At 44.9% G+C, this 26462-nt stretch carries 24 protein-coding genes; 12 read left to right on the top strand and 12 right to left on the bottom strand.

Annotated features, from left to right (window positions below):
- Positions 1–265: 265 nt before the first annotated feature.
- The gene (locus QE390_RS04480; RefSeq protein WP_307141259.1) at positions 266–2701 is read right to left on the bottom strand and encodes a zinc-dependent metalloprotease; all 2436 of its coding nucleotides are present in this window, start codon (positions 2699–2701) and stop codon (positions 266–268) included.
- A gap of 244 nt (positions 2702–2945) precedes the next feature.
- Here QE390_RS04480 and QE390_RS04485 point away from each other — a divergent pair, with 244 nt between their 5' ends.
- On the top strand, positions 2946–3314 hold the full coding sequence (locus tag QE390_RS04485; protein ID WP_106637745.1) for a VOC family protein: 369 nt from the start codon (positions 2946–2948) through the stop codon (positions 3312–3314).
- Between the two features lie 997 nt (positions 3315–4311).
- On the opposite strand, the gene QE390_RS04490 is transcribed toward QE390_RS04485, so the two are convergent.
- Positions 4312–5043, bottom strand: a complete 732-nt coding sequence (locus tag QE390_RS04490; protein ID WP_106637744.1) for a pyridoxine 5'-phosphate synthase — start codon at positions 5041–5043, stop codon at positions 4312–4314.
- A 171-nt stretch (positions 5044–5214) separates the two neighbouring features.
- On the opposite strand from QE390_RS04490, the gene QE390_RS04495 reads away from it, so the two are divergent.
- The 4 genes from QE390_RS04495 to QE390_RS04510 all read left to right on the top strand — a co-directional run bounded on the left by QE390_RS04495 (position 5215) and on the right by QE390_RS04510 (position 9540).
- On the top strand, positions 5215–5661 hold the full coding sequence (locus QE390_RS04495; RefSeq protein ID WP_307141260.1) for a GatB/YqeY domain-containing protein: 447 nt from the start codon (positions 5215–5217) through the stop codon (positions 5659–5661).
- Positions 5662–6164: 503 nt separating this feature from the next.
- The gene (locus tag QE390_RS04500) at positions 6165–6704 is read left to right on the top strand and encodes a CvpA family protein (RefSeq protein ID WP_307141261.1); all 540 of its coding nucleotides are present in this window, start codon (positions 6165–6167) and stop codon (positions 6702–6704) included.
- A 61-nt stretch (positions 6705–6765) separates the two neighbouring features.
- Positions 6766–7839: a 23S rRNA (adenine(2503)-C(2))-methyltransferase RlmN gene (rlmN, locus tag QE390_RS04505; RefSeq protein ID WP_307141262.1), complete on the top strand. Its 1074-nt coding sequence runs from the start codon at positions 6766–6768 to the stop codon at positions 7837–7839.
- A 300-nt stretch (positions 7840–8139) separates the two neighbouring features.
- Positions 8140–9540, top strand: a complete 1401-nt coding sequence (locus tag QE390_RS04510) for an inorganic phosphate transporter (protein ID WP_106637741.1) — start codon at positions 8140–8142, stop codon at positions 9538–9540.
- A 116-nt stretch (positions 9541–9656) separates the two neighbouring features.
- Here the strand turns inward: QE390_RS04510 and QE390_RS04515 are convergent, their stop codons facing one another.
- Positions 9657–10838, bottom strand: coding sequence for a M20 family metallopeptidase (locus QE390_RS04515; RefSeq protein WP_307141263.1), 1182 nt, complete (start codon positions 10836–10838; stop codon positions 9657–9659).
- Entirely contained in the window at positions 10835–11173 is a 339-nt protein-coding gene (locus QE390_RS04520) for a hypothetical protein (protein ID WP_307141264.1), read from the bottom strand. Before QE390_RS04520 ends, QE390_RS04515 begins: the two co-directional genes overlap by 4 nt.
- Positions 11174–11424: 251 nt before the next feature.
- On the opposite strand from QE390_RS04520, the gene QE390_RS04525 reads away from it, so the two are divergent.
- Complete coding sequence (locus tag QE390_RS04525) at positions 11425–11970, top strand: RNA polymerase sigma factor (RefSeq protein WP_307141265.1); 546 nt, start codon at positions 11425–11427, stop codon at positions 11968–11970.
- A gap of 18 nt (positions 11971–11988) precedes the next feature.
- Positions 11989–13500 carry an outer membrane beta-barrel protein gene (locus tag QE390_RS04530; protein ID WP_307141266.1) on the top strand — a complete coding sequence of 504 codons (1512 nt, stop codon included), beginning with the start codon at positions 11989–11991 and terminating at the stop codon, positions 13498–13500.
- 6 nt (positions 13501–13506) lie between these two features.
- Here QE390_RS04530 and QE390_RS04535 read toward each other — a convergent pair whose 3' ends face one another.
- From QE390_RS04535 to QE390_RS04550, 4 genes are all read right to left on the bottom strand, one after another.
- Positions 13507–13893 (bottom strand): type II toxin-antitoxin system VapC family toxin, encoded by a 387-nt coding sequence (locus QE390_RS04535; RefSeq protein ID WP_307141267.1) that lies wholly within the window; start codon positions 13891–13893, stop codon positions 13507–13509.
- 11 nt (positions 13894–13904) lie between these two features.
- The gene (locus QE390_RS04540) at positions 13905–14135 is read right to left on the bottom strand and encodes a type II toxin-antitoxin system Phd/YefM family antitoxin (RefSeq protein ID WP_307141268.1); all 231 of its coding nucleotides are present in this window, start codon (positions 14133–14135) and stop codon (positions 13905–13907) included.
- 91 nt (positions 14136–14226) lie between these two features.
- A complete protein-coding gene (locus QE390_RS04545; RefSeq protein WP_307141269.1) occupies positions 14227–15045 on the bottom strand; it encodes an oxidoreductase in 819 nt (272 codons plus the stop codon).
- Between the two features lie 72 nt (positions 15046–15117).
- Complete coding sequence (locus tag QE390_RS04550; RefSeq protein ID WP_307141270.1) at positions 15118–16038, bottom strand: TIGR01777 family oxidoreductase; 921 nt, start codon at positions 16036–16038, stop codon at positions 15118–15120.
- A gap of 99 nt (positions 16039–16137) precedes the next feature.
- On the opposite strand from QE390_RS04550, the gene QE390_RS04555 reads away from it, so the two are divergent.
- Positions 16138–17022, top strand: a complete 885-nt coding sequence (locus QE390_RS04555; protein WP_307141271.1) for a glycerophosphodiester phosphodiesterase family protein — start codon at positions 16138–16140, stop codon at positions 17020–17022.
- Here the strand turns inward: QE390_RS04555 and QE390_RS04560 are convergent.
- A complete protein-coding gene (locus QE390_RS04560; RefSeq protein WP_307141272.1) occupies positions 16991–17911 on the bottom strand; it encodes a bestrophin family protein in 921 nt (306 codons plus the stop codon). The genes QE390_RS04555 and QE390_RS04560 overlap by 32 nt on opposite strands.
- A gap of 320 nt (positions 17912–18231) precedes the next feature.
- Here QE390_RS04560 and QE390_RS04565 point away from each other — a divergent pair, with 320 nt between their 5' ends.
- Both QE390_RS04565 and QE390_RS04570 read left to right on the top strand, forming a co-directional pair.
- Complete coding sequence (locus QE390_RS04565; RefSeq protein ID WP_307141273.1) at positions 18232–19707, top strand: glycoside hydrolase family 43 protein; 1476 nt, start codon at positions 18232–18234, stop codon at positions 19705–19707.
- 53 nt (positions 19708–19760) lie between these two features.
- Positions 19761–20957 carry a winged helix-turn-helix domain-containing protein gene (locus QE390_RS04570; protein WP_307141274.1) on the top strand — a complete coding sequence of 399 codons (1197 nt, stop codon included), beginning with the start codon at positions 19761–19763 and terminating at the stop codon, positions 20955–20957.
- Positions 20958–21810: 853 nt separating this feature from the next.
- Here the strand turns inward: QE390_RS04570 and QE390_RS04575 are convergent.
- The 3 genes from QE390_RS04575 to QE390_RS04585 form a co-directional block, all read right to left on the bottom strand.
- Positions 21811–22482 carry a hypothetical protein gene (locus QE390_RS04575; RefSeq protein ID WP_307141275.1) on the bottom strand — a complete coding sequence of 224 codons (672 nt, stop codon included), beginning with the start codon at positions 22480–22482 and terminating at the stop codon, positions 21811–21813.
- Between the two features lie 69 nt (positions 22483–22551).
- Positions 22552–23070 (bottom strand): hypothetical protein, encoded by a 519-nt coding sequence (locus QE390_RS04580; RefSeq protein WP_307141276.1) that lies wholly within the window; start codon positions 23068–23070, stop codon positions 22552–22554.
- The gene (locus QE390_RS04585; RefSeq protein ID WP_307141277.1) at positions 23040–23546 is read right to left on the bottom strand and encodes a hypothetical protein; all 507 of its coding nucleotides are present in this window, start codon (positions 23544–23546) and stop codon (positions 23040–23042) included. Before QE390_RS04585 ends, QE390_RS04580 begins: the two co-directional genes overlap by 31 nt.
- 649 nt (positions 23547–24195) lie before the next feature.
- Here QE390_RS04585 and arr point away from each other — a divergent pair.
- Positions 24196–24612 carry an NAD(+)--rifampin ADP-ribosyltransferase gene (gene arr / locus QE390_RS04590; RefSeq protein WP_307141278.1) on the top strand — a complete coding sequence of 139 codons (417 nt, stop codon included), beginning with the start codon at positions 24196–24198 and terminating at the stop codon, positions 24610–24612.
- Positions 24613–24702: 90 nt separating this feature from the next.
- Positions 24703–26397, top strand: coding sequence for a GMC oxidoreductase (locus QE390_RS04595; RefSeq protein WP_307141279.1), 1695 nt, complete (start codon positions 24703–24705; stop codon positions 26395–26397).
- Positions 26398–26462: the final 65 nt, after the last annotated feature.

Here is a 26462-nt window from a genome sequence, read left to right on the forward strand (position 1 = left end):
TGCCAGCGAAAAAGCTGGCAGCGGCGGCTCAAATGGTGGTTTTATAGTTGTTGATTGTTTGTTTTTCTTTTTAGGTTTTTACCCTCTGCCAGCCTTAAGTTGGGCAAGTGGTTGACTGCCCGCAGAATGTTGGCCGGGCCATGTTGGCAGGGAATCTTAGTTAGTAATAACAAACGGTTGATGAATTCATTATTAGTAACTTTCATACGACTAATAACCCATCCATCAACCATCATAACTGTTTTTAATACCAAGAACTAAAGTATTACCATTCACAGCTAAACTCGTCAAAGCTACCGATGGGTGCTCCGTCTGGTTCTTTAGAGGGAGGCGTAATAATGACCGTTTCGGGGCTCGCTTCGAATTGCTGAATTTGCGAAACTGCGAAAAGATACTGGGCTTTCTGGTTGACATCTTTAGCCGAAGTAGCTGATTTCTCGAGCCAATCTTTTAGATCTTTTAGCTTCAGTAAGGCTACTGCCCGCACTTGGCTAGCGGCATCTTTGTTAGCCGCCAACTGTAACAACCGATCCAGCACCGCCGCGTTTACTACGCGTTGTACCTCACCTGCATAGCCCTCCTGTACGGGAGCCTTCCAGGTTGTTCCTACTACTTTGTCTACCACTTCACTGAAATCGGGTAAGGATGAATCAATGGAATGGTTACCAATCAGTCGAGCGGCCCGTTCATCTTGTAATACCAAACGAAGGGTCATGTTAGCCGCGGCTTCGGCGGGAGCCAGCGGATCAAAAGTCAAGCCCGTACGATCTTTAAATACTTCGCGGAAATTTTCGTTAAATCCGTAAGGACGGGGCGGAATCAGCTTCACGATGTTGGCTGGTAGTACCAGTTCTTCGGGTTTTAGCGTCGCCATCAGGGCATCGAGAGCTTTGCGTTGCTCATCGCCTGAAACGTATTCCATGACTTTTTGCTTGTCGCCACGAACGGCATAGGTATAGAATACGCCGCCCACTACTTTACTGGCTGCTTCGATCTGATACCGGTGAAAAAGATAAATCGGCACGAGTGCTTCCTCCAGTGTCGCCATCGGAGCATTCATTGGAATTTTCTTTTCGCTGAAATTGGTCAGAGCAATCCGGCGAACCTGCATGACGCGGTTGAGTTCTTCCACTGAATTTTTACCATTATCCCACAAGTGTGTAATGGGATGAGCCGAACCTTCAGGACGTCCATCCTGATCGCTCAGAAATAAGAAACCTTTGGCGATATAATCGTCGATGATCTTCTTCAGACCCGCTTTTTCTTCTTCTTTCGTTTTAAACTCGCGGTAGGCGTAGTTGATGGCTACTTTATCCCAGCCACCAATTTCCTTGGTATAGGCATCGGCCAGACTTAATTTATTCTGACCCATGATGCGAACCAGCGGATGCGGGTAGTCCATTACCGACGCCCGATCATTATGGTTAGAGGCATAGTTATGAGGTAGACCCAGCGTATGACCCGTTTCGTGGGCTCCCAACTGACGCAGACGAGCCAGTGCCATTTCTTCAGCTTCCTTACTGGGTTTATCCCCTTCGTACTCTCCTACTAAGCCGTTCGCAATCAGATAATCCTGACGAACGCGAAGCGAACCCAGCGTTACCTTTCCCTTAATAATCTCACCCGTGCGAGGATCAATCACACTTGCTCCGTATGACCAGCCCCGCGTTGAGCGATGAACCCATTGCACAAGGTTATAGCGAATATCCATCGGATCAGCCGAGTCGGGTAATACTTTTACCTGAAAGGCATTCTTGAAACCTGCGGCTTCGTAGGCCTGATTCCACCAGGCAATCCCGTCCATCAACGCCGAGCGAATGGGTTCGGGAGCACCAGGGTCCATGTAATAGACAATGGGCTTCACGGCTTCCGAGACGGCTGCGTTTGGATTTTTCTTCTGCAAGCGGTGACGACGAATGTACCGCTTCTCAATAGCCGTGCTGAAAGGCGACGAGTAGTCGAAGTAATCGATGGAGTTAATACCCGCCCGTGGGTCAAATTCACGAGGCTGATAACCGGGCTCGGGTAACTTGATGAAGGAATAATGTTCCCGAACGGTTACTGCATTTGGGGTAGGTACGACTTCCCGAAGGAAAGAACCTGCCTGCTCACCCGTTAGCGTGATGGTTACTTCTACTTCGGTATTTTCGGGAAAGTTTTTAGTATAAGGCAGATAAAAAGCACAACGCGTAGGATCGACCCGAAAAACACCCTGCTTAGTACGGGCAATGGCTGAAGCCGCCTCGTAACCATCCCGCAGAAAGAAGCTGGTGGCATCCACTAAAACGGATTTCCCTTCTTCAGCTGCCACGTCAAATCCCCACAGGGCAGACTGAGCAAAGGATTGCTCTACGGCTCTAACTTCCATTTTTTCACCAGAAGTGGCCCGATACCCGTAATTCTGCTCCAGCATTAATACCTTCGGTCCCGTCCGCTGAAACTTGATCACTTTGGCAGCACCCATTTTTCCACGGTCCAGTCCAATATCATTGGAACCTACTCCCGCCGGGAGCGTGGTATGGAAAAGCATTTCGGTATCCAGCTTATCAATTTCCAGATACATTTTGCCCTTTTTGGCGTCCCAGTACATATTGAGATAACCAGGCATTTTTTGCAGGCCATTGGTAACTCCCGAAAGACCCTGAGCAAAGGAAGGCAACGAACACGCCAGCGATGCGGCTAGTAATAGAACTCTACGCATAAGAAGTATTGGTGAGGAAATCAATGGGAAATGAACAGCATCACAACAAAATATCGCTATCTATAACTAATACAGAACAATATTAAGCTATTAATGCTTTTGACCATCAATTATACAAACAATGCTTAAAAGTAGGGTAGAATTATAGACCTAACCTAAAATTTACCCGTCCAGCCGGAAGATTGTATGTTTGTGAAGTTTTTATCACCGACCTGTAGATTCTGGTCTGAATCGCCTTTCATCTATGCATATTATTGAACTGGATCATGTCGCCTTATACGTCGCCGATACCGAAACGAGTATCGCCTTTTACCGGGATGTTTTAGAGCTGGAAGTATTACCCCGCCCCGCGTTTGATTTCCCGGGAGCTTGGTTTAGCCTCGGCGGTACTAAGCAGTTACATTTATTAGGAAACCGTACGGAGGTAGTTAATGGAGAAGTATTAGGCTCTCGCAAGAATCATTTCGCGGTGAAAATTGCGGATATGGATGAAACAGAGGCTTTCCTCAAAAGCAAAAATCTAACTTTCAAAGGCCCCAAAGCCCGTCCCGATGGCATTCGTCAAATCTTTCTGCAAGATCCAGATGGGTACTGGATTGAATTGAATGAATAGCTGGACTAGGTTTGAGTTTATTTAAAAGCTTGCGGGAGGGCTATCTACCAGAATAGTTTTGAAACCTTCCAACGTTTCTTTTCATCGGCGGGTCTTTTCCTTACAACAACAATTGAAGTACTTCTCAACGAGAGGAGTATTGACCATAAGTCAGTAAAAAAGCTCTGAGAATTCAGAGCTTTTTTCTTTAGTAACTTCCCAAAAATTTAAACCGAGGCACGCTGTGCCCGGAGCACGTTGCCTTTCGGGAAGATCTATTTCTATCTTATTTCCGCCCTGGTTGGTGTCCTCACCAACCCCTAGGTTTTTAGTAAGGGCTGGTGAAGACACCAGCCAGGGCAGGAGTAACCAAAACCGTCTCTTACCCAGACGCGATAAAGTCCCGTCTCTACCTTTCAAAACCAAAAGTTTTAGGCCAAACTACGTTTATTACATTACAGATTCCCTCGCCGTCGCTCGGTTCTGTCCGATGTTCGTAACGCCTGTTTTGATTGTGAAAAGAAAAGTTGGTCTCTTCCCCCCTACTGGTTCGTAGTCTACCGGCCAGAGGCCTAGAGCCAGGTGTCATTCGGCCAGAGCCGAGCGACTGCGGGAATTTCGCTTTTAATAACATTGTCCCCGGATGAAATCCGGGGACAATGAGAGGACACGCTTAGCAATGATCATTATCTCATACCTGAAGCATACATCATTACTTGATTATCAACGTCTGTCATTCAGAGCGAAGCGAAGAATCTTATGATCTTTTTCGAGATTGTTGGATCATGCGGTAGCTCCACTAAACCCGCTCCGCCCCATTCCACAGAAGGTCTCTCTTCGTTCGAGATGACAGGGATCATATCTAGGTTTTCCTCTATATAAACTCCACTGGTGCGAGATTCCATCCCATTCCTATGATAAGACAGGTTCCACCTACCGTTATCCTTTAAGCCTGCGGAAGCCCTGATTCGCAATAAGGTCTTCGATTCTAAATTTTAGACAGCTTCTAAATTATCCATTAAATCAAGCCTGCTTTTGCTTCCCGCAGGTATAACTGAATGGTGTTTTCCAAACCGTAATACAAAGCATCACAAATCAGGGCGTGGCCGATGGATACTTCCAGTAATCCTGGAATGTTCTGCTGGAAATAGCGAAGGTTATCCAGACTCAAATCATGCCCGGCATTAATACCTAAACCCAATTCATTGGCCCGTTCTGCCGCCTTAATGAATGGCGTTAATGCTAATGACTGATCGAGTGAATATTGATGAGCATAGGGCTCCGTGTATAATTCAATGCGATCTGCTCCAACGGCGGCGGCTCCCTCTACCATTGCGACGTCGGCATCCACAAAAATGGAGGTACGAATGCCCGCTTCTTTAAAGGTCTTAACCAAATCCGTCAGTAACGCTTTATTAGCCAGGGTATCCCAACCTGCATTAGAAGTAACGGCTCCGAGCACGTCGGGTACCATCGTTACCTGAGCCGGTTTTACCTGAAGAACCAGATCAACAAATTTCTGCTCCGTGGGATTTCCTTCGATGTTAAACTCCGTTGTTAATACTTTGCTCAAATCCAGTACGTCCTGATACCGAATATGACGTTCGTCGGGACGCGGGTGAACGGTGATTCCTTCGGCTCCAAATCGTTCGCAATCGAGGGCCACTTTAATAACATCCGGATTATTACCTCCGCGGGAATTCCGCAGCGTAGCTACTTTATTAATATTTACCGAAAGACGAGTAGGCATAAATCGTATGATATGCAGGGGTGCTAGCACAGGAAAGCCCCTTCTGCGGTTGAGATTTTGTAACTTTGCAGGGTAGAGAACTCTTCTTTAGCAAGAACAGTTCTAAATAACGCATCAAATATTGCGGGAAATCTTTTTAAATCTTTATAGATCAATCCTGAATTTTAGGTTATGTCTTTAAAATCAACCATCGAAGCTGAGATTAAATCAGCGATGCTCGCGAAAAATCAGTCACGCTTACTGGCGTTGCGGGCTATTAAATCAGCCATTTTATTAGAAGAAACGTCTGGAACTGCTCACGAACTAACTTCCGATCAGGAAATGAAAATCCTGATGAAAGCCGTGAAACAACGTAAGGATTCGGCGGAAATGTACGTCGGAAACGGTCGTCAGGAGTTAGCCGATAAAGAATTTGCGGAAGTAGCCGTAATTGAAGAGTTTTTACCAAAAATGCTAACTGAGGACGAACTCAAAGCTCGTTTGCAGGAAATCATTGCACGCGTAGGTGCCAGCGGCCCCAGCGATCTAGGCAAAGTTATGGGCGTAGCCACGAAAGAGCTGGCCGGAAAAGCCGAAGGGAAAGCCATCTCAGCAGCAGTGAAGCAATTATTACAGTAGTTGGAGGAGGTTTTGGTTTGGGGCAGGTTTGAACCGTTGTTTGATAAGGTTTAAAGCCGTTAAACGTTACTATTTCACCAGCCGTTCTCTCGAATGAAGCAAGAAAACGGTGATGCGGAAGTTTCACTCTGGATAGCTGTGAGAGTAAATTATAATCCATAAGCGACGGTATCTCGGCTGGGTAGAAGCGGCTTTGGTTACTGCCGCCTTGGCTGGTTTCCTCACCAGCCCTTACTAAAAGCATAGGGTTTGGTGAGGAAACCAACCAGGGCGGATGTTACCATTTAAATAATTTTCATTTCCCGGCCAGACGCGACTTCATCGCGTCTCTACATAAAAATTAACCCAGATGGCTAGTTGCCTGCGGTTCTTTACGTTACAAATGCGTACCCATAATGACGGCAATGATTTGGCGAATTATAGTTCAAACCCCATCATATATCCATAAATCAAACCTGCTCAAACCCAAAATCAAACTATTTTCAAACCCTACCCATACCTAAATGAATTTCAATTTTCTTGACCTGTTGTTGCTAATACCTCTGGCCTACGGAGCGTATACGGGATTTCGGCGGGGCGTATTGGTCGAGATTATTGCAGTTATTGCTTTTGCCGTATCCATTATCCTTGGATTCAAGCTATTAAATGAAGCCATTGCCTTTGTAGCTCCGTATGTGGGCGAAACCATTGGTCGAAAGTTTCTGCCATACCTGGGCTTTTCCAGTATTTTTGTGCTGGTCATTTTCACCATCAATCGTTTCGGATGGCTACTTCGGCGAAGTATGCGTTATACCATTTTTGGTAGCTTCGATAGTATGGCTGGGGCCGTTGTGGGCTTGTTTACGTATGCTTTCGGTATCAGCATTTTTTTATGGTTACTGAATGCTCTGAATGTAGGTTACCCTAATCGCGAACAGATGAAGGGAAGTTACGTTTACCCCATTATCCGTCCTTTTGCTCCAAAAGTTATGGACAAGGTGTCGGATGCCATTCCCAAAAGTGACCGATTGATTGAAAAAGTTGATCAGTTACGGAAAGATTAAGTATAGAATTGGAACCCAATGAGTTAGATTGCAGTTGGGCAAAGAATTAGGATTTCGAGCAATGGAACACACAGTCATACAAAAACAGGATATTCGGAAAATCTCAGCGGAAGGGCTGAAGACCTTTTTGGTCGAGCACGGAGAACAGGGTTTCCGGGCCAAACAGATTTTAGAGTGGTTATGGAAGAAGTCGGCCCGCAGCTTTGATGAGATGACGAATCTGTCCAAAAAGACACGGGAAGTCCTTGCCGAGCATTTCGAAATTCGACCGATTCATGTTTCTAAGCAACAGATTTCGAGTGATAAGACCATCAAATCCGCTTTTCAGCTTTTTGATGGGAAATTGATCGAAGGCGTATTAATTCCCGCCGATGATCGGATGACGGCCTGCGTTTCGAGTCAGGTGGGTTGTTCTTTAACCTGTAAATTCTGTGCAACGGGTTACATGGATCGGGAACGGAACCTCGACCCTGCCGAGATTTATGATCAGGTGGTAGCCATTAAAAACCAGGCAGAAGAGAATTACAACCAACCCCTGACCAACATCGTGTACATGGGTATGGGCGAGCCTTTGCTGAATTACGCCAACGTTCTTAAATCCGTCGAGCACATTACTTCTCCCGAAGGGCTGAACATGTCGCCCAAGCGTATTACGGTGAGTACTGCTGGCATTGCCAAGATGATTCAGAAACTTGGTGACGATGGGGTAAAATTCAATCTGGCTCTTTCGCTGCACGCAGCTAATGACAGCAAACGGAATCAGATTATGCCGATTAACGAGAGTAATACGCTAGTAGCTTTGAAAGATGCTCTGAAGTATTTTTATAACAAAACAGGTAATAAAATTACGCTAGAGTACATCCTGTTTTACAACTTCAACGACTCGCTTGAGGATGCCAAGGAGCTTTGGAACTTTGCCAAGCACATTCCCAACGCTCACATCAACATCATTGAGTATAACCCCATTGAAAACGCTCAGTATAAAAACACGGATCCGCAAACGCTATCTAAGTTTGCCCGTTTCATTGAGCAGAAAAATATCCCGATTACCGTTCGTCGCAGTCGCGGAAAAGACATTGACGCCGCTTGCGGCCAGTTGGCTACCAAGACGGCTCCTGCTACGGTTTCAGCCTAAGTTTTCGCCTTCGTGAAACTATTTTTACGTAGAGCCGAACAAAATGCTTAAAACTTAGTTGGAATATATTTTTTGGTTCTTCCAATAAAAATTCGGTATTTCCGGCACCAATCCGAAGGATAGCTGGATTATTCGCCTGATCTTTGCTCTAACGATTGGTCAAAAGCAAGTTCACCAATCGTTAGAGCTTTTTTCTTAGCAGAGGGTAAGCCTGTTCATTCAGATACTCTTAACAATTCCTTAACATTAGGCTTAATCCCTTTGCGTAGCTTCGCGTCAAAATAGCCCCCTTAACTCCTTATGTTTGGCTTAGAGACTGGAATTTTCTTTCTTCTGTGTATCTGCCTCTTTTGTGCGTGTGCCTTCGAATTCGTGAATGGATTTCACGATACGGCCAACGCGGTAGCTACTGTTATTTACACAAACTCCCTGAAACCTAACGTGGCCGTTATGTGGTCAGGTTTCTGCAACTTCCTTGGTGTATTTTTCGGAGGCATCAGCGTCGCAATGGGTATTGTCAATCTCCTTCCCGTTGAACTGCTAATCGACCAAAATGTCTATCATGCCGTGGCGATGGTACTATCACTACTGATTAGTGCCATCATCTGGAACCTCGGCACCTGGTATTTTGGTCTTCCTTCGTCGTCCTCACACACGCTGATTGGCTCCATCCTCGGCGTAGGTCTGGCTTATTCTTTATTACCCGAAAACGTATCAGGCGTTAGTTCCGTTAACTGGGACAAAGCAAAAGAAACGGGTTTCGCCCTCCTGCTTTCTCCACTGGTGGGTTTTAGCCTGGTTATCATTCTGATGTTTATCCTGAAAAGAACCATCAAGAATGACATCATTTTCAAGGAACCTAAGAAAAACCAGTCGCCTCCGGGCTGGATTCGCGGTATTCTGGTGGCGACCTGTACGGGCGTAAGTTTCTTCCACGGCTCGAACGATGGACAGAAAGGCGTGGGTCTGATCATGTTGATTCTGATCGGTATTACTCCTGCTTATTTTGCACTGGATGCCAATAAGGATACGTCCCACATGCAGACGAATCTGGTAAAGATTCAGCAATTGGTTAATCACATTGAAGAACCTCGTCTGGCAGCTGTAGATCAGGAACGTCTGAAGGTAGTGAAAGCCAGTATTTCTGACCTTGATAGTGTACTGAGAGTTTCCAATGGAAAGATTCCTCCTCAGTTACGTTTAGAATCTCGCAAAGACATTCTTCTGATTGCCAGAGATTTATCTAAAATTCAAAAAGACGGAGCATTAACGCTCAACCGTGACGAAGTATCTACGCTGGATTCTTCACTGAAAGGCTTAAAATCTTACACGGAATATGCTCCGACCTGGGTTATCCTGATGGTTTCTCTCTCTTTAGGTTTAGGTACGATGGTAGGTTGGAAACGTATTGTCGTAACCGTAGGTGAAAAAATTGGAAAGCAACACCTGACGTATGCTCAGGGAGCCAGTGCCGAGTTAGTAGCCGCCGGGACCATTGGTCTTTCCTCTGGATTAGGCTTACCCGTATCGACCACACACGTACTTTCTTCGGGTATTGCCGGAAGTATGGTGGCCAATAAAGGAATTAAGAACCTTCAGGCCAGCACCATTCGTAACATCGTTTTAGCCTGGGTATTAACCTTACCCGTTTCGATGATTCTGGCAGGAACGCTGTTCATCCTGTTCCGCACTATTTTATAGTTATTGATGGTAGTAAAATAGTTGAGGGTGGTTCATTTCGGTTTTCCGAAACGAACCACCCTCAACTATTTTTAATTAGTTTTCAAACAACTAACAACCCATAACTATCAACTATTCTACACGGCGAGTTCCTGAAGAGCCAGCCAGCTCATTAAGCCCGCTCCGATTTCCAGCGAATGTTCATCTACATCGAACGTAGGCGTATGCACTCCTGATACGATGCCACGTTCTTCGTTACGCGTCCCCAGACGATAGAAACAGGAATCGGTTACCTGGGAATAAAACGCGAAGTCTTCACCTGCCATCCAGATGTCCAGATCGACGATGTTTTCTTCGCCCATGTATTCGCTGGCCTCCGCCCGCAAACGGCGGGTTAATTCGGGATGATTTTCCAGATAAGGATACCCCCGAACGATTCGCACCTCGCATTCCGCCCCCATGCTTTCGCAGAGGCCTTCGGCTAACTTCTGAATTCGACGCAAGCCTTCTTCCCGCCAGATTTCATTCATGCAACGGAACGTTCCGTCAATCTTGACTTCGTTAGGAATAACGTTTGTGGCACCGTTCGCAATGACCCGGCCAAAGGATAACACCGAAGGTGAATTCTGGGGACGATTCCGGGAAACGATCTGCTGCAAAGCGACTATCAGATGCGAAGCTACCAGCACGGGGTCCACGCCCAATTCGGGAGCGGCTCCGTGCCCACCTTTTCCTTTAACCGTCAGGTAAATCTCATCCGTTGAAGCCATGTACATGCCTTCCCGAAAACCGATTTTACCCACAGGAATTTGCGGAGCAACGTGCTGCCCAATCATTCCCTGAGGAGTAGGATTTTCCAGCACGCCTTCCCGAATCATCATCGAAGCTCCACCGGGAGCCAGCTCTTCACCGGGTTGAAAAACCAGCTTAACCGTTCCTTCAAACTCGTCTTTCAGCTCGGTCAGAATACGGGCTACCCCCAGCAACGAAGCCGTATGTACGTCATGACCGCAGGCGTGCATCACGCCGGGATTAGTGCTTTTATACGACACATCATTGGCTTCCAGAATGGGCAGAGCATCCATATCCGCCCGTAGAGCTACTACTTTTTTGGATGGGTTTTTACCTTCCAGCAAAGCCACCAGACCAGTATTCGCCATGGCCTGCGGAGCCAAGCCCAAGGTTCGTAACTGTTCGGCTACAAACTTCTGGGTTTCGTATTCCTGAAAAGACAATTCTGGATTTGTGTGCAAATGCCGACGATTAGCTACAAATTCAGCAGCGTATTTTCCGGCTAATTGTTTTATTTTCTCTTTCATTCCTGCATCAAAAGTTGTTGCACTTCTTCTTTCAGAAGTGGTAAATCATTTTGCAAAACCCACGTAATATCATCGAGCGTTATACGTCCATCATCCGTTTCAATGCCCCTAGCTACTTCCACCACGCGTTGATTCATGCGTAAGAAAGAGCTATTCATTCGATTTAATTCAGAAACTACCGCTCCTATAATTTTCAATTCTTCCCCTACAGCCTGAACCAGGAGTGCATTATCTTCCATTTCTGTGAAACTGAAAGTTGTCCCTAATACGGCTTCAATTTCATGGATAGCTAACTGAACTTCCGTCAGAAGCTTTTTCTCATAGTCATTCATCATTCGCACTGATAGCAGGATTCTTCTGCTTTAGACGGTCAACACGGTTTTTACTAGATCAGGTTTAACATGAACTTCCGTCCGCTCCAGAGCGACAGGTGAGTTTTGACTTGATACAACTGATTTAATTCCACAAAAATAGAATGAATACCTGCGATACACGTTTTATAAAATAATTTAATACGCCTTCCAACCCTTTTTCAACCCTTCGTGTCCTGTTTTCGGAGGAACAAGACATGGCTTAACCTTTACAAATGACTTTTGATGAACAAGAACTGGTAACTGGCTGCCGCCGAAAGGATCGCGTCTCGCAGCGTCGTTTATACGACGCGTTCGCTGGGCGGATGTTGGTGGTATGCCTACGGTACGTCAAAAGTCGGGATGAAGCCGAGGACGTATTGCAGGAATCGTTTATTAAAATATTCGAAAAGATAGACAGTTTCCGGTTTGAGTCTCCCTTAGCAGCCTGGATTAAACGCATTGTCGTTAATACCGCTCTGAATTATTTAAGGGATAATCGCCGCTATCATTTTGCCGAAGAACTGGAACACGTGCAAGAGGAAGTGGCCACCACCATGACCGATGACCTGCAATGGAAAGACCTTTTATTACTAGTACAAGAGTTACCGCCGGGCTGCCGAACAGTCTTCAACCTTTATGCCATTGAAGGGTATCAACACCAGGAAATCGCCACTTTACTGGATATTTCAGAAGGTACCTCAAAATCACAATACAGCAGAGCTAAAACTCTGATGCAAAAGATGTTACTAAACCACCGCATCGCTGAAAACAGACATTAACATGAATTTTTCCTGGACATGAGCCAGCAAGAACCTAACGATTTTGAAGAACGCTGGCGTAAGGCGTTCGAAGAAGCTTCCGAATCTCCTTCGGACGAGCTTTGGGATCGCCTTGAGCAGAAACTTCCGCCCGAGCAACCCATGGGCCTGCCCTTATTCTGGATAGGCACGGTGCTTCTTTTCTTAGTAGGCAGTTTGGGCTGGTGGTATTTTTCCCAGTCCAATAACACTCCTATGACCAAAAATCGCCCGGTACTGGCTCAGTCTGCCCACGGAAAAGTAACTAGTGAATCTCCGAAGGTCCCTGCTCGGGCAACTACGGAACCAGCTACCCGTATGCATTCTTCTTCCGCTACATTGAAAGTAGAGGAGCCTTTCCTATCTTCTGGATCGGAGTCTAAAAAGGCGGGATTGGCAGGTAATGAAAACCAGACTGACAAGCGAGTTACCCGTAAGAAAACCAATTTAGTACTCCCTAATTCAACCCAACAGCGGTCGGAAAAGGCGATAACTCGTCCCTATTCTCAACCTTCAACCGTACCCACTTTTTCTATCCAACCTACTGCCTCAACTACCCCTGCTAAATCGCAACCTTTAACACTTCAGAAACAGGAAACGATTACTTTACAGGATGCTCAAGGTAAGTCCTGGACTTTATATACGGTTGGCAAGAAGTTAACCTCACCAGCCATAGCGACGGCTCCTGCCCTTCTCGTAAAGCCCAAGTCAAACTTACCACTATCGAAGCACTGGATTGCTTTCCATGCTTCCTGGGCTAATTTCGACCCGGCCGTTTCTACTAGTGGTCAATATACGTCTGCCTTTTATTCCTATGCTCCTGCCTATAGTGGACTATCCCTGGCAACGGCCCAACCTCAAACGAATACGTATCGTAACAGCTCGCATATTTCATATTTGCTTGAGCTTACGGGAGGGACCCGCCTTTCCCGGCACTGGTACCTGGAAACTGGTGCCCAATACCTGAAAGGCCATTCCATTATGAATAACAATATTATTTTGACTGGTAGCAATTACCGGAATACGTTATATAACCAGTTACTATCAACCCAGAAGAACTCTCGAACCAACCAATTGAATTTTCCGTCTCCCAGCAATCCAACAAACGACCTCAATTCAGTATCCGTTGGTGGTACCAATCAATTCCGGTATTCGTTTGATTTCCTGTCTGTTCCGGTGAGTATTGGTTACAATTTCCGCCCAGAAAAGCGTCTGAATTACTTTGCTACGGCGGGATTAACGCTGGATTTCTTCCTGAAGAACGTTCTGGTCGATAATAGCTATGAAGATATTCCGCCGGCTGAATATGGGCCGAAAGATGGGGTTTATCGCAACATCAATACAAGTACGCAGGCCGCCATCGGAGCCAACTACCGGATTTTCAAGAAAACCTCGCTTAACCTGAAAGCCTTCGCCCGGAAAAGCCTGATGGGCGGGATCAGAGAGGGCGATTACATGCAAATCCGGCCCATGACGGTAGGCGTTGGTCTCGGGATCAGAAGAGACTTATAAGCGTGATTACCAATAGACCTTCAACCCTTCAGAAACATATTTCTTCATATCCTCATCCTGGCTGATGAGGATATGATTATTAGTAAGACATTGCCAAACCAGCATCCGATCGAAAGGATCTTTGTGATGCGTGGCGGTGAGTAAATGGTAGGTGGAAGCTTCCTCGGCGGAAAGCTCTACGATGTCAAACCGCATTTCCCGGCAAGCTTGATGAAAGTCCTGCGGCACGAGGGTTTCCAGCTCCAGCTTTCCCAGAGCGTATTTGATGGAAATTTCCCAGAAAGAAATAGCACTCACACCAACCGAACTCAACGGGTCTTCCAGAACGGTTCTGACTTTTCTGGATAACTTTTCAGGCTCGGTTAAAGCCCAGATGAGTGCGTGTGTATCCAACAGGTAACTAATCATCCCAACAATTCCTCGTCCGACATTTGGTAAGCATCCTTGAAAACCACTTTTCCCTTTCCCTGAAGAATACCCAGCGTACGAGGTTTCATATCTTCTTTTCGGGGCACCAGAAAAGCTTTAATCTCCCGTTTTTTTCCGAAAGTAATAGCGATTCGTTCGCCTGCTTCTACTTCCTTTAATACTTCCGAAAAATGGGCTTTTACTTCACCAACAGTCATCGTTTTCATACCTTCCAGTTGAGTATATAAACAAAGATACATTTTCGAGACAAGTTGTCAAGAAAATGTATCCATAAAAATACTACTCATCATCAGTACCTTAGTCATCAAAATCCGCTGATCGGCTTAACTCTTCCCAGGCTTTGATGTGTTTCAGTTCGGTTTCGAGCTTTTGAGTATAGCGATCAACGGCCCAGTTGCCCAGTAGTAATCGCAGCGGAGGCTCATCTCTTTCAACCAGACCAATCAAAATTTCGGCGGCCTTTACGGGATCTCCTAGCTGATTCCCATTCGTTTTATCAAAGTAATTACGAATTTTCCCCGCCGTTTCTGCGTACGCTGGAATCGGGTCAGCCAGTTTGATGGATGATCCGGCGAATTCCGTACGGAAAGGGCCGGGTTCCACGATGGTTACCTTGATACCGAAAGGTCTTACCTCTTGTTGTAAAGCTTCAAACATGCCTTCCAGAGCAAATTTAGAGCCATTGTAATAGGCAAAGCCAGGGGTTGAAACTAAGCCTGCAATGGACGAAAGTACCTGAATATAACCACTTTTCTGCTCACGCATCAGGGGCAGGATGGCCTTTGTTACTTGAATGGTTCCGAACACGTTTGTCTCAAACTGAGCCCGAATTTGCTCGTCGCTAGCTTCTTCCAGTCCTCCTCCCAAGCCGTACCCGGCATTGTTGATCAGCACATCAATCCGCTCAAAACGGCTGATGGCTTCCTTCACTGCGGATTCCACGGCAGATTGATCCGTAATATCCAGGGAAAGCTTAAGTAACTGCTTTTCAGAATCCAGATCCTGAAGACTATCCAGATTGCGGGCGGTGGCTACCACCTGCTCGCCTTTCTCAAGTAATTGTCGGGCCAGTTCTTTTCCAAAGCCGGAAGAACAACCCGTAATAAACCAAACCATCGTTTCAGAAGATTAGCGTTTGAGATTACCTGCATTACGGTTGTAGCCGCAGCCTACAAGTACCTGCTCAAACTAAGTCAAAATAGCTTTTAGAGCTGGCTCTAATTCCGGGTACTCATACTGAAAATCCGTCTCCAGCCGAATGCGTTGATTCAAAATATAATTCCCACCTAAAACGGCAATCGACATTTCCCCAAATAAGGCCTTTAATACCCAGGCCGGTACATTCGGAGCCCAGTAAGGTTTATGTAAAACAGCCGCCGTTTTTTTCACCAACTCTTCATTCGTTACCGGATTGGGAGCAACGGCATTATAAGCCCCCGTCCACGAAGCATTTTCCAGGGCTTCGATGTACATCCGGCAAAGATCATCGGTATGAATCCAACTGATGAACTGCTCACCACTACCGAGCGGTGAACCGATGTTCAATCGTACCGGAATCAGAAAGCTTTTCAAGGCTCCGCCTTTGGTATCCAGCACAATGCCCGTGCGTAGTTTTACGGTACGAATGCCCAGAGCCTGTAGTTGGTCAGCCGCCGCTTCCCATTTGATTACTACATCAGCAAGAAAATCAACGCCGGGGGTGTGTTGCTCCGAAATCCGTTCTGCTCCGGTGTCTGCTCCGTAGTAACTAATGCCCGAAGCCGAGACAAACGATTCAAAACGATGTCCTGAATCTTTTAATTTTCGGGTAATAAGCTCAATAGTCTGCACCCGGCTGTCAATGATCTCCCGTTTGCGTTCTTCCGTCCAGCGACCTTCGGCAATGCCCGCTCCGGCCAGATGAATCAGGTACTGGCTATCGAGCAAAGCCTGCTCGTCCAGCATATTCTTACGCACATCCCAGCGGTATTGCCTGACTTTGGGATCAATCTTTGCTTCGCTCTTGCTGCCACGCGTCAGGTAAGCGACGCTATACCCGCGTTCGAAAAGCAATTGCGTTAGTCGGGTTCCGATTAATCCTGTTCCACCCGTTAGTAATACCTGTTTCATCGTAGATAGAAGGAGCGTTAGTTAATTCATGTATGGATGGAAGTAAAACTAAGGAATTGAAAAAGAATACCGTCTTTTGCTAAAATTTCTTCTCAGATCATGATTCGCTTTCTTTTTCTGACCTGTATACTACTGACGGGTCACCCTGCTTTCCAGCCTATCTGCCGTAAAAAAAACGAGCCGCTTCAACAGTACTTTAAGTGGGAAAAGAATAAAAAGCTCATCATGGCTCACCGAACGACCCCGGTTTCAGGGTATTCGGAGAATACGCTGGCGGCTCTGCAACACGCCTATCAACTATCGCCGTGTGCTACCCAGGAAATTGATGTACGCATGAGTAAAGACAGCGTGCTTATGCTTCTGCACGATGCTACCCTAGAGCGAACTACGACGGGAAAAGGAAATCTGAATGATTTCACGTATCAGGAATTACGAAAACTGGAATTGAAAGACGAACGCGGTCGGGTATTAAAAGGCCAGCGAATTCCTAAGCTGGACGAATTACTGACTTTCGCTAAGCATAAAATAGTTCTTTTTCTGGACATGAAACCCGGCACGGATCCGAAACGATTGATGCAGACGCTGGTCAAACACCAGATGATTACCGATGTCGTTGTTATTTGTTATACCGTGGCCGAAGCTCAGAAGCTTCATCGGCAATACCCCTCCTTAATGATTGCTCTGGGTTTCAATGATGCAAAAGCGATTGATGCCATCACTACATCCGGCATTCCTTACAAAAACCTTGTGGCCTTAACTCCTTCGCAAGTTCAGCCAGCAGCCTTTTATGACCGCATTCACCAAATGGGAATCATGACTTCCTGGGGAGCTAATAATACCGTGGATCACCTGCCTTTTGCTGAAGCAAAAGCTCAGTATCAGGACGCTCTTCTTACCGGAGCCGACATTATCTGCACGGATAGTCTTCAACGGGTACAGTCGCTTTTTGTCACTAATCCACAATCAACTTCGAGGAAAAACTAGTATTGACCGGAAGGTTTATCCCAATGGTTTCCAATACACTGGCTTCGATGATTTGGCACATCGCGTTGAGGGGCAAGTCATTGGGTTCGGTGCCGAAGGGTTCTTCAATTTCACTGCCGATGGCATCCACCGCGATGAAGGTATAACCGATAAAAACCACAATAACGGGCGTCATCCAGCCCAGCGAATCAACCAGGCCAAAGGGTAATAATAAGCCATAGATATAAACCGTACGGTGCAGTAATACATTGTACGTATAAGGGATAGGTGTGTTGACGAGACGTTCGCAGCCCGTTACAATGGCCGAAAGCTGATTAAGCGTATGGTCAATGGTGGTCAGGGTAATTGAATCCAGCTTTCCGGCTAGCCGTTGTTCTTGAAGCCAGAAGCCCATTTCCCGTAATAGAAAAATAGGTTTGAAGCGAGCCTGCATCACCTGCGTTACTAAAGATTCGGGTAAGTTCCGCTCCAAATCAGGTCGTGGGTCTGTGGACCGTAACTGGTGTTTCAGGGCATAGACAAACGCAATTTGCAAGTGAATAAAAGCCGAAAGTTCGTTGGACTGCATAGGTAACCCCGTCAGCGTGGTCACCTGCCGGGCCAGCGAGCGATTCTCCCGCACTAAGGCCCCCCAGAGTTTTCTACCCTCCCAGAAACGGTCATAACTGGCACTATTTCGAAAACCGAGGAAGATAGCAACCGCCACGCCAATCAAAGAAAAAGGAGTTGGGTTGAGGGCGATTTTATAGTCAAAAATTTCTCCCCGCAAGTATACAATGACGCAGCAGAAAAGAAAGAGACCGATCAGCCTGGGATAGATTTTTTCAATAATAGAACCTTTCCAGACAAACAATAATCGAAACCAACTGTATTTAGGAGGTACAACCATGGCAGAGGCAGAATTTGTCCCCGCAAAGTAACTGGGCTTGTTTTATCTTGAATAATGTTTTTTCAAATAGCAGGCAAAGGATGTAGCATTACCTGGAAATTGGACCTTCCCGATTGCTTTGCTTGCGAGGATAACGACAGGTAGGATTGGTAGGAACGAGAGGGAATGTTGCACTAGAGGTCTCCTTCAACGGTTCTTTCGAACGAACTCACGGTCTTCCTATTTTACTTTTAACTATCATTATTGGACAGTCGCTACTAGTTTTACCATTATTTTTTGCCGGATGGGCTATGCCTAGTTCATCCGTTTATGCTAAACCTATGAAATCCTTACTTATTGCCTCGTTACTGACGCTTTCAGTAACTGCTTTTGCTCAGCAGCAAGCCGTTCTTCCGGGCGATCATGCCGATCCTTCCGTTACCAAAATTGGAGATACCTACTGGGCTTCGGCTACTTCTTCTAACTGGGCTCCAGAATTTCCGCTGTTAAAATCCAAAGACTTAATTCACTGGCAAACGGCAGGTTATATTTTCAACAAGCTTCCCGACTGGGCGGATTATTACTTCTGGGCACCCGAAATCTCCTATGAAAAAGGTAAAGTGTATGCCTATTATACCGCTCATAAAAAAGGTGGAAACCTGTGCGTAGGTGTAGCCAGTGCTGATAAGCCCGAAGGTCCCTGGAAGGATCACGGGCCGTTGGTATGCCAGTCAGATGGCTCTATTGACGCCTTTCCGATGCGGGATGAAAACGGTAAACTACATCTGATCTGGAAGGAAGACGGCAACAGTATTCGTCAGCCAACACCCATTTGGATTCAGGAAATGAACGAAGAGCGGACGGCACTGCTGGGCGAGAAAAAGGAATTATTCCGCAACGATCAACCCTGGGAATCCAACCTGGTGGAAGGTGTCTCGATGATGCGGCACGGTGGATATATCTATGCTTTTTACGCGGCAGCAGGCTGTTGCGGAGAAGGTTGCACTTACGTTTCGGGCGTGGCCCGGGCCAAAAATCTATTAGGCCCCTGGGAGAAGTTTTCGGGGAACCCTATTCTGATTTCGGATGAAAACTGGAAATGTCCCGGTCATGGTACACCCATCGTAAAAGACGGAAAGTATTACTTCCTCTACCATGCCTACAGCACGAAAAGTACTGCTTATTCAGGTCGTCAGGGAGTCTTGCGGGAATTCGAATTTACACCTGATGGCTGGGTAGCATTCAAAACTCCCCTTGCCACGACCAATCAGGTACCTACATTGGTGAAAGATGATTTTTCCAGCTTTTCCAATCAATGGAACTGGTCAGTCTTTCATCGCCCCGAGTATCAGGTCAAGGCAGGAAAACTTCAGTTAAAAGCTATTCCCGAACAAGCTGGCGTTTACCTGGCCCGTAAAACGTACACGGGCAACTATACCGCTCAGGTACAGGTGGAAGTGCCAGCAAAAGAGGGGTTAAGTAGTGGTTTGAGTTTAATCGGAGATGATGATAATGGTTTGGGGATTTCTGTTCGAAAAGGTGAAATGCTCGTTTGGAAACGTGAAAAAGGAAAAGATAAAGTCCTCCAAACGCTTCCGATAACAAGTGCTAAAACGGTAGTCTTGCAAGCTGAAGTAAAGAATAGTAAAGACATTACCTTCAAATACCTCATCAACGAAAAAAACACCCAGGTATTCGATTCCGTCGATGGAGCGTTTTTGCCGCCCTGGGACCGGGCCGTTCGGGTTGGGGTAATTGCCAAGGGTGAAGGAACGGCTGTATTTGATAATTTTCAGTTGAAGACGGTGAAGGAATAGATTTGGGTTGGGGGCACGTCTCAGATGTATTTTTCAAGTAATGTATAGCAGTTATGAAGAAAGAATTGACTTTGTCACAACTTCGTTTTTTGACATTAGAAAGTCAAGGATTAACAAAGACGTTTTCTTTTGGAAAAGGTAAAGATGCCGCTCTTAAAGTATTAGGACATCTCGGATATCTACAAATTGATACTTTGTCAATTGTTGAACGAGCTCATCATCATACCCTTTGGACAAGAATTCCCGATTATAAAACTGAATATTTAGACGCATTAGTGGAAGAGCGAAAAATTTTTGAATATTGGTTTCACGCGGCATCTTATCTTCCTATGCGTGATTTTCGTTTTGCATTACCTAAAATGTTGGCGGTAAAACAAAGCAGCAATCACTATTACAATGCAAACCCTAGCGTTATGCAATATGTTTTAGACGCTATTCGTGCAGAAGGGCCCAAAAAAGCAAGAGATTTTGAAAGTGAAACCAAAAATGCAGGAAGCTGGGGGAGTTGGAAACCAACAAAAATTGCACTTGAAAGACTTTTTCTACAAGGTGATTTAATGATTTCAGGCAGAAGCGGAATGCAAAAAATGTATGACCTTACAGAAAATGTGTTGCCAAAATCCATTAGCACAGCCATACCCACTGACCTTGAGTTTGCGGAATATTTAATAAAAACCTACTTAAATGCGTACGGATTTACAACCATTGGGCAGATTACACATCTTAAAAAAGGAGACTTAATAAGAAAAAACGTTGATAAAGTATTAAAATCAATGCTTCGGGCAGGAACGATAGAACAAGTAAGTATTAAAAATATGCCTGCTGTTTTTCTGAATAAAGAATTTCTAGAAAAGTCGTTACAGAAGACCAATCCGAATATCCATATTTTATCGCCATTTGATAATGCTATTATTCATCGGGACCGGATAAAACAATTTTTTGACTTTGATTATAAGATTGAATGCTACGCCCCCAAAGAAAAAAGACAATTTGGATATTTTTGTTTGCCTATCTTATTCGGAGACACCTTTATCGGGCGGATGGATTGTAAAGCTCATCGAAAAGAGAAAACTTTCGAAATCATTCATTTATACATTGAAAATACAGCTATTGACATTGAATTATGGAAAGAAGCATTCGTGAAAATTGTAAAGTCTTTTGCAGCGTTCAACGGTTGCAGATATATCAAGTTAACAAAAGTTAGCCCATCAAAATTACTGAGAGTGGACACTGTGAACTTCGATGTATAAGTCTTGCGGTCAATTAGATTGCTCTTCTAGAAGTCGGCGGGCAGAAATTTATAAAGTTTGGAGAAACGACAACCACGCGATGCCGTGCTAGACTGAAACTTTCTTTAGGCAAAAGCTAACCTATCTTCCTAATAATCCAGTTAAGCAGGGCATCGTTATGGAAGCTTATTAATAGTGTAGTCGATTACTCTGGCATGAAGGGATTAGTTCCTGTTACTCAGGTTTACATTCATGAGACACGTCGCGGACGTGCTTCTCTCCAATCCGCGTTGTAAACGCGGAGTAACTGAGCGAGAAAATGGTCACCTATGGGGCATAGCTACAGTAAAAATTGGGTACCAAAGCACTTATCTATATTTGAGTTTGTGCCCCTTTACGGGAGAAGGATTTGACCTTTTTCGCCTCAACTCAATAGTACCTATTTCGACTGGTTCATCCAGAAAATACAAGAAACTGTTCCATAAATACGTTGTTTATTACGGATGGATCCACTGCCCATAAGACCAATCTTTTTAAGAATAAAAAGCTTACATTCATAAATCGCCGCCGGTATGTCTCGAGCTTAATCGCAGAGGTCAACTGTCCGTTAGAACACTTCTTCAAATAAATACTAAGACGTTTAAAAACAAAGTTTTCAAACCTTGGACTTATCAGAATTAACCATTTAAAAAGCCCTTGAACAACTTTCTACATCGGCTAAAAATGTGATCTCTATTAAATGTGATCTCTATTAATTGTTTCCCTTATATCAAAAATACTTCATCAGCAATCTGATTTAGTATTACTTCTTGTCTAGTCTTCCCTTATAAGAAAGAGATTGCCGATTGGTCAATCTCTTTCTTATAAGGGAAGACTAGACTCCTTCGGACCCAAAAAGAAAACTGCTTAGAGGGTACTGATATGGCCTAGAGACTTCATCCAGTTCAAACTCGGAAGGAATAGCACCATGTACCATGATGGTACAGACATCTGAATAATCGATGAAAGAGAAGTTGGAGTATTCTCTTTCGACAAGCTTTTTTGTTAAATCGATCCAATCATTTTCTTCCTTGGAAACTTGTTGACGATAAAACACCCCATAAAGGTTAGATTTATAATTTCTGAGAGTATTGAAATCTGTCTCTGAGAAACGAAAATCTGGCTTTGATACAAATTTTTCATTTATAAATACTGTATACACCGGTAAGAGTAGTGATACCTGTATATTAAGGTGTACGCTTCGCTCAATCGTTTCGTCTCCGAACAATTTTATTTCGATGGCGGCTTTTAGACTCGGTTCTTTAAAGATATTCAGATCGTAGATAACATGCTCTTTAAATGTTTCTTTAAGAGAATCGCATAAATTTTCCCATGGTTTAGGACCTCTCCCATTGACGGAAACAAGATCAACCTTATCGTTGATAATGTTTACAACTTTCTCATATCCTGGATAATTGTTCCGCAAAAGCGGAAATCCAATTGGATAGAATTTCTTTATTTGATCCAACAAATTGAAATGAAAATCTATTCTCTCTTGAAACGTCATGGTCTATACGTTAAATAAATCTGAGAACCCGAGCCCCTCAGATTTATGATGACTCACTAGAATTTAATTTTAACAACCGTACTGTGCTTTATTTTGAGAAACATCGCCTAAACAGGGGCCAGATGAAAAGGAGGAGGAGGATTTGATTTTACGAAGGCTTATTTTTAACAGCCTTATAAACTCATTTCTCAAATCTAGAGAATTTGGTTGAACTGTCCCTTCTTGAAGCTCAGCAGCCAGATCAACTCTAGCTCCATTAAAAGCCTGAGCAAAGATAACACCTGCTTGGTCAGTAGTTAAATTATACGCAGGGATAGTAATACAGTTGGCGTAAAGCTCAATATTAATAATTTTTTTTTCAAGTGGATTTATGACCAGTGCACCGAGACCATTAACCTGAGTTGTCCAGGATGATCCCTTTTTGCTCCACTGTGTCGGCGGACAAAGGTACCCTAAGACAGAAATACCCCAGCCATTACCCTGTCCATTAGGGTATGAAACATCTCCACTACTGGAACCAACCGTTCCATAACCACTGTCTGTTGTTGTTCCGTCCGTTATGTCCGTGCATGTGCTTTGAGTGTACATATATGTACAATACATGTCAGGAGAAAAGGAAGGGACACTCCCGCAGCTATACCAGTCAGTAGAAACGCATAACTGATACTGGGTGCGACCGCCCGATTATCCGTTGTAATTCGATAAGTTTTTTGATCGGCGGTCGTCTGAAAGCCTTTGATGAAGTTTCCGTAAATGTCCTCCACGAAAATGGTTCCTGAAAACTTTTTCCCTTCTTCCCAATTCAGGTAATCTTCATCCGGGATTTTCGTGACTATTTCATAGATATAGTTGCCATTTTTTTTCATAACGGTCAGGAACGAAATATTGCTGTACGCAAAATTCAGGCCGTTTGCACTCTTATAATAGATTTCTTCCTGTAATGTGAAGGGAACAATCATTTTCCATTCGGATTCTATTTTTTGAAAGTAAGCGTCTTTCCAATAAATTCTTTTATCGAGTGTTTTAACATTTTTTCCCGATCTGTTAATGCGACCGGCAGCCATTTTTGACTCATAACCTTCCTGAATATCATCATAGGAAAAGCCATTGAATGTAACGTTAATCTTATTTAAAGAGGTACTTTCGTCACTTTTTTTGCAAGAATAAAATACTGCCGAAGCAACAGAAACGAAGATAATAAAGAGGATGGAATAGCACAGGTAGAATATAGTTTTAATTGAATTTTTACGTTTTTGATCGCCATAAATTATACAAACTTCAATAAATAAGATTGAGCCTTCTTAAATTTAATCCAAAATTAATAATTCATTTATAGACATCTAAAACGATAAATAAATCTGTTTTTTGGCTTAGTTTTTTTTAAAAAATAGCTGCACAAATCACTACAACTAGCAGCTTAATATAAGTTAGCATAATATATTAATCTTCCCATTTTTAGAAATATATTTAAAAACTAATAGAGAAATATAGTATTGATTTAGTATTCTGAGCGTAGCTGTTATTTAATTTATGTATATTGTTAAATATCACCTATCAAAATATGAACAAAAATAATTTTTAAAAATATTAAATTTGATCTTCAGTTAGTTCAATGTGTTTTACATAGATTTCCCTGTTCGTCCGCGAGTACGTCGCGAATGCCCGAGAAAGGCGTCTGTGACGCCCCCGTTAATAGTCATCCATCCGAATCGCATGAACCTAAACACCGAATCCACAACCAAGTCCTATTACCACGGCACCAAAGCCGATCTGAAAACCGGAGACTTGATTCAACCGGGCTTTCACTCTAACTACGGAAAGAGAAACAAAGCCAAGTTCATCTATTTAACCGCTACGCTGGATGCGGCCATCTGGGGAGCCGAACTGGCTGCTGGCGACGGACGTGAGCGAATATACATCGTTGAACCCACCGGCCCCATCGAAGACGACCCCAACTTAACCGATAAGAAATTTCCAGGAAACCCTACCCAATCGTACCGCTCGCAACATGCCTTTCGGGTGGTGGGTGAAATAACTGCCTGGCAAAGCCACTCTCCCGAACAACTTCAGACCATGAAGGATCATTTGGAACGGCTGAAGCAACTGGGTATTGAGGCAATCGAAGATTAAACCCTTTCGATAAATAGCTATTCTTTATCTTATTAAATTTCAATAATAAATAAGTATGTTTATATGACCACTTATTAGCATACGTATTTAGTGAAAGAAGAAGCTACATTCGACGCCATCGTTATTGGCTCTGGTATCAGCGGTGGCTGGGCAGCCAAGGAGCTGTGTGACAAAGGATTAAAAACGCTGGTCCTGGAACGGGGTCGTTCCGTGGAACATCTCAAAGATTACCCAACGGCTCATTTGCATCCCTGGCAGATTCCGCATCGGGGTCGGATGAGTAAGGCCTTTCTTGAAGAAAATCCGCTCATTAGTAAAGCCGCCGGATTTGGTTCGGATACTGCTCATTTCTTCATCCGCGATCAGGATCATCCCTATATTCAGGAAAAGCCTTTTGACTGGATTCGCGGGTATCAGGTTGGTGGAAAATCCCTGACCTGGGGAAGGGCCTGTCAACGCTGGAGTGATTTTGAATTTACTGCTCCCCAACGTTTTGGCTACGGTATTGACTGGCCCATTCGGTACAAAGACATAGCTCCCTGGTACACACACGTCGAAAATTTTATTGGCGTTTGCGGTAATGCCGATGGTATCGAAGCCATGCCTGATGGTGAGTTTTTGCCGCCTTTTCAGCTGAATTGCGTAGAAGCCGCTCTTCAGCAATCCATCAAAAAAAATTATCCTAATCGGCATCTGGTGCAGGCCCGCTGGGCTCACCTGACCAAGCCTAAAGAAATTCATCGGCAACAGGGACGGGGGCAATGTCAAGCCCGTAACCTGTGCATGCGGGGGTGTCCTTTCGGTGGCTATTTCAGCTCGGTATCCTCTACCCTGCCCTGGGCCCAGAAAACGGGAAAACTTACCATTCGTCCGCATTCGGTAGTGCATTCGATTCTGTACGATGCCCAAACCCAAAAAGCTTCGGGCGTACGGATAATTGATGCCGAAACCCGGCAGACCATTGATTTTTCAGCCCGGATTATTTTTGTGAATGCCTCGGCGTTGAACAGTAATCTTATTCTGCTAAACTCCCGCTCTTCCCGCTTTCCCAATGGACTGGGTAATGACTCCGGCTTGTTAGGCAAATACGTTGCTTTTCACAACTACCGGGCCAGTCTACACGCTGAAATGCCAGGCTTCACGGATCGGTATTACTTTGGCCGAAATCCTACCGATGCTATTATTGCCAATTACCGGAATCTGCACACGCAGGATACTGATTACCTGGGTGGCTTCACCACCTTTCTGGGAGCGTACCGAAGCAAAGGAAAATTGGAAGCCCAAAGTTCTGGTTTTGGGGCGGAATTCAAGCGGGCCATGACCGAGCCCGGCCCCTGGCAGATTTACATGTACATGCAGGGCGAAACCATTCCGAAAGTAAGTAATCACGTACGGCTGAGTTCGGATCAGACGGATCCCTGGGGGATTCCACGGCTCATTACCTCGGTAGGTTATGACGAAAACGATGAGAAAATGACGCAGGATTTTCTGCGGGAAAGCGAGGCCATGCTGGAAAAAGCGGGTTGCAAGAACATCGAAACCCATGATAACAAGCAGGCTCCCGGACTGGATATTCACGAAATGGGTGGGGTACGAATGGGCCGCGACCCGAAAACGTCGGTACTGAATGCTCATAACCAGATGCACACGGTGCCCAACGTATTTGTAACCGACGGAGCCTGCATGACCAGCACGGGAAACCAAAGTCCTTCGCTATTATACATGGCCCTAACGGCCCGAGCCGTTCACCATGCCGCTCAAGAATTGAAGGCTGGACATTTGTAGGGCTGCGGTATTACCATTCATCCATGATTACCAGCGTTGGAAGAATGGTTACTTGGGTGCATTCA

It is taken from the genome of Siphonobacter sp. SORGH_AS_1065 (genome assembly GCF_030818595.1).
In the GTDB taxonomy this organism is placed as follows: Bacteria; Bacteroidota; Bacteroidia; order Cytophagales; family Spirosomataceae; genus Siphonobacter.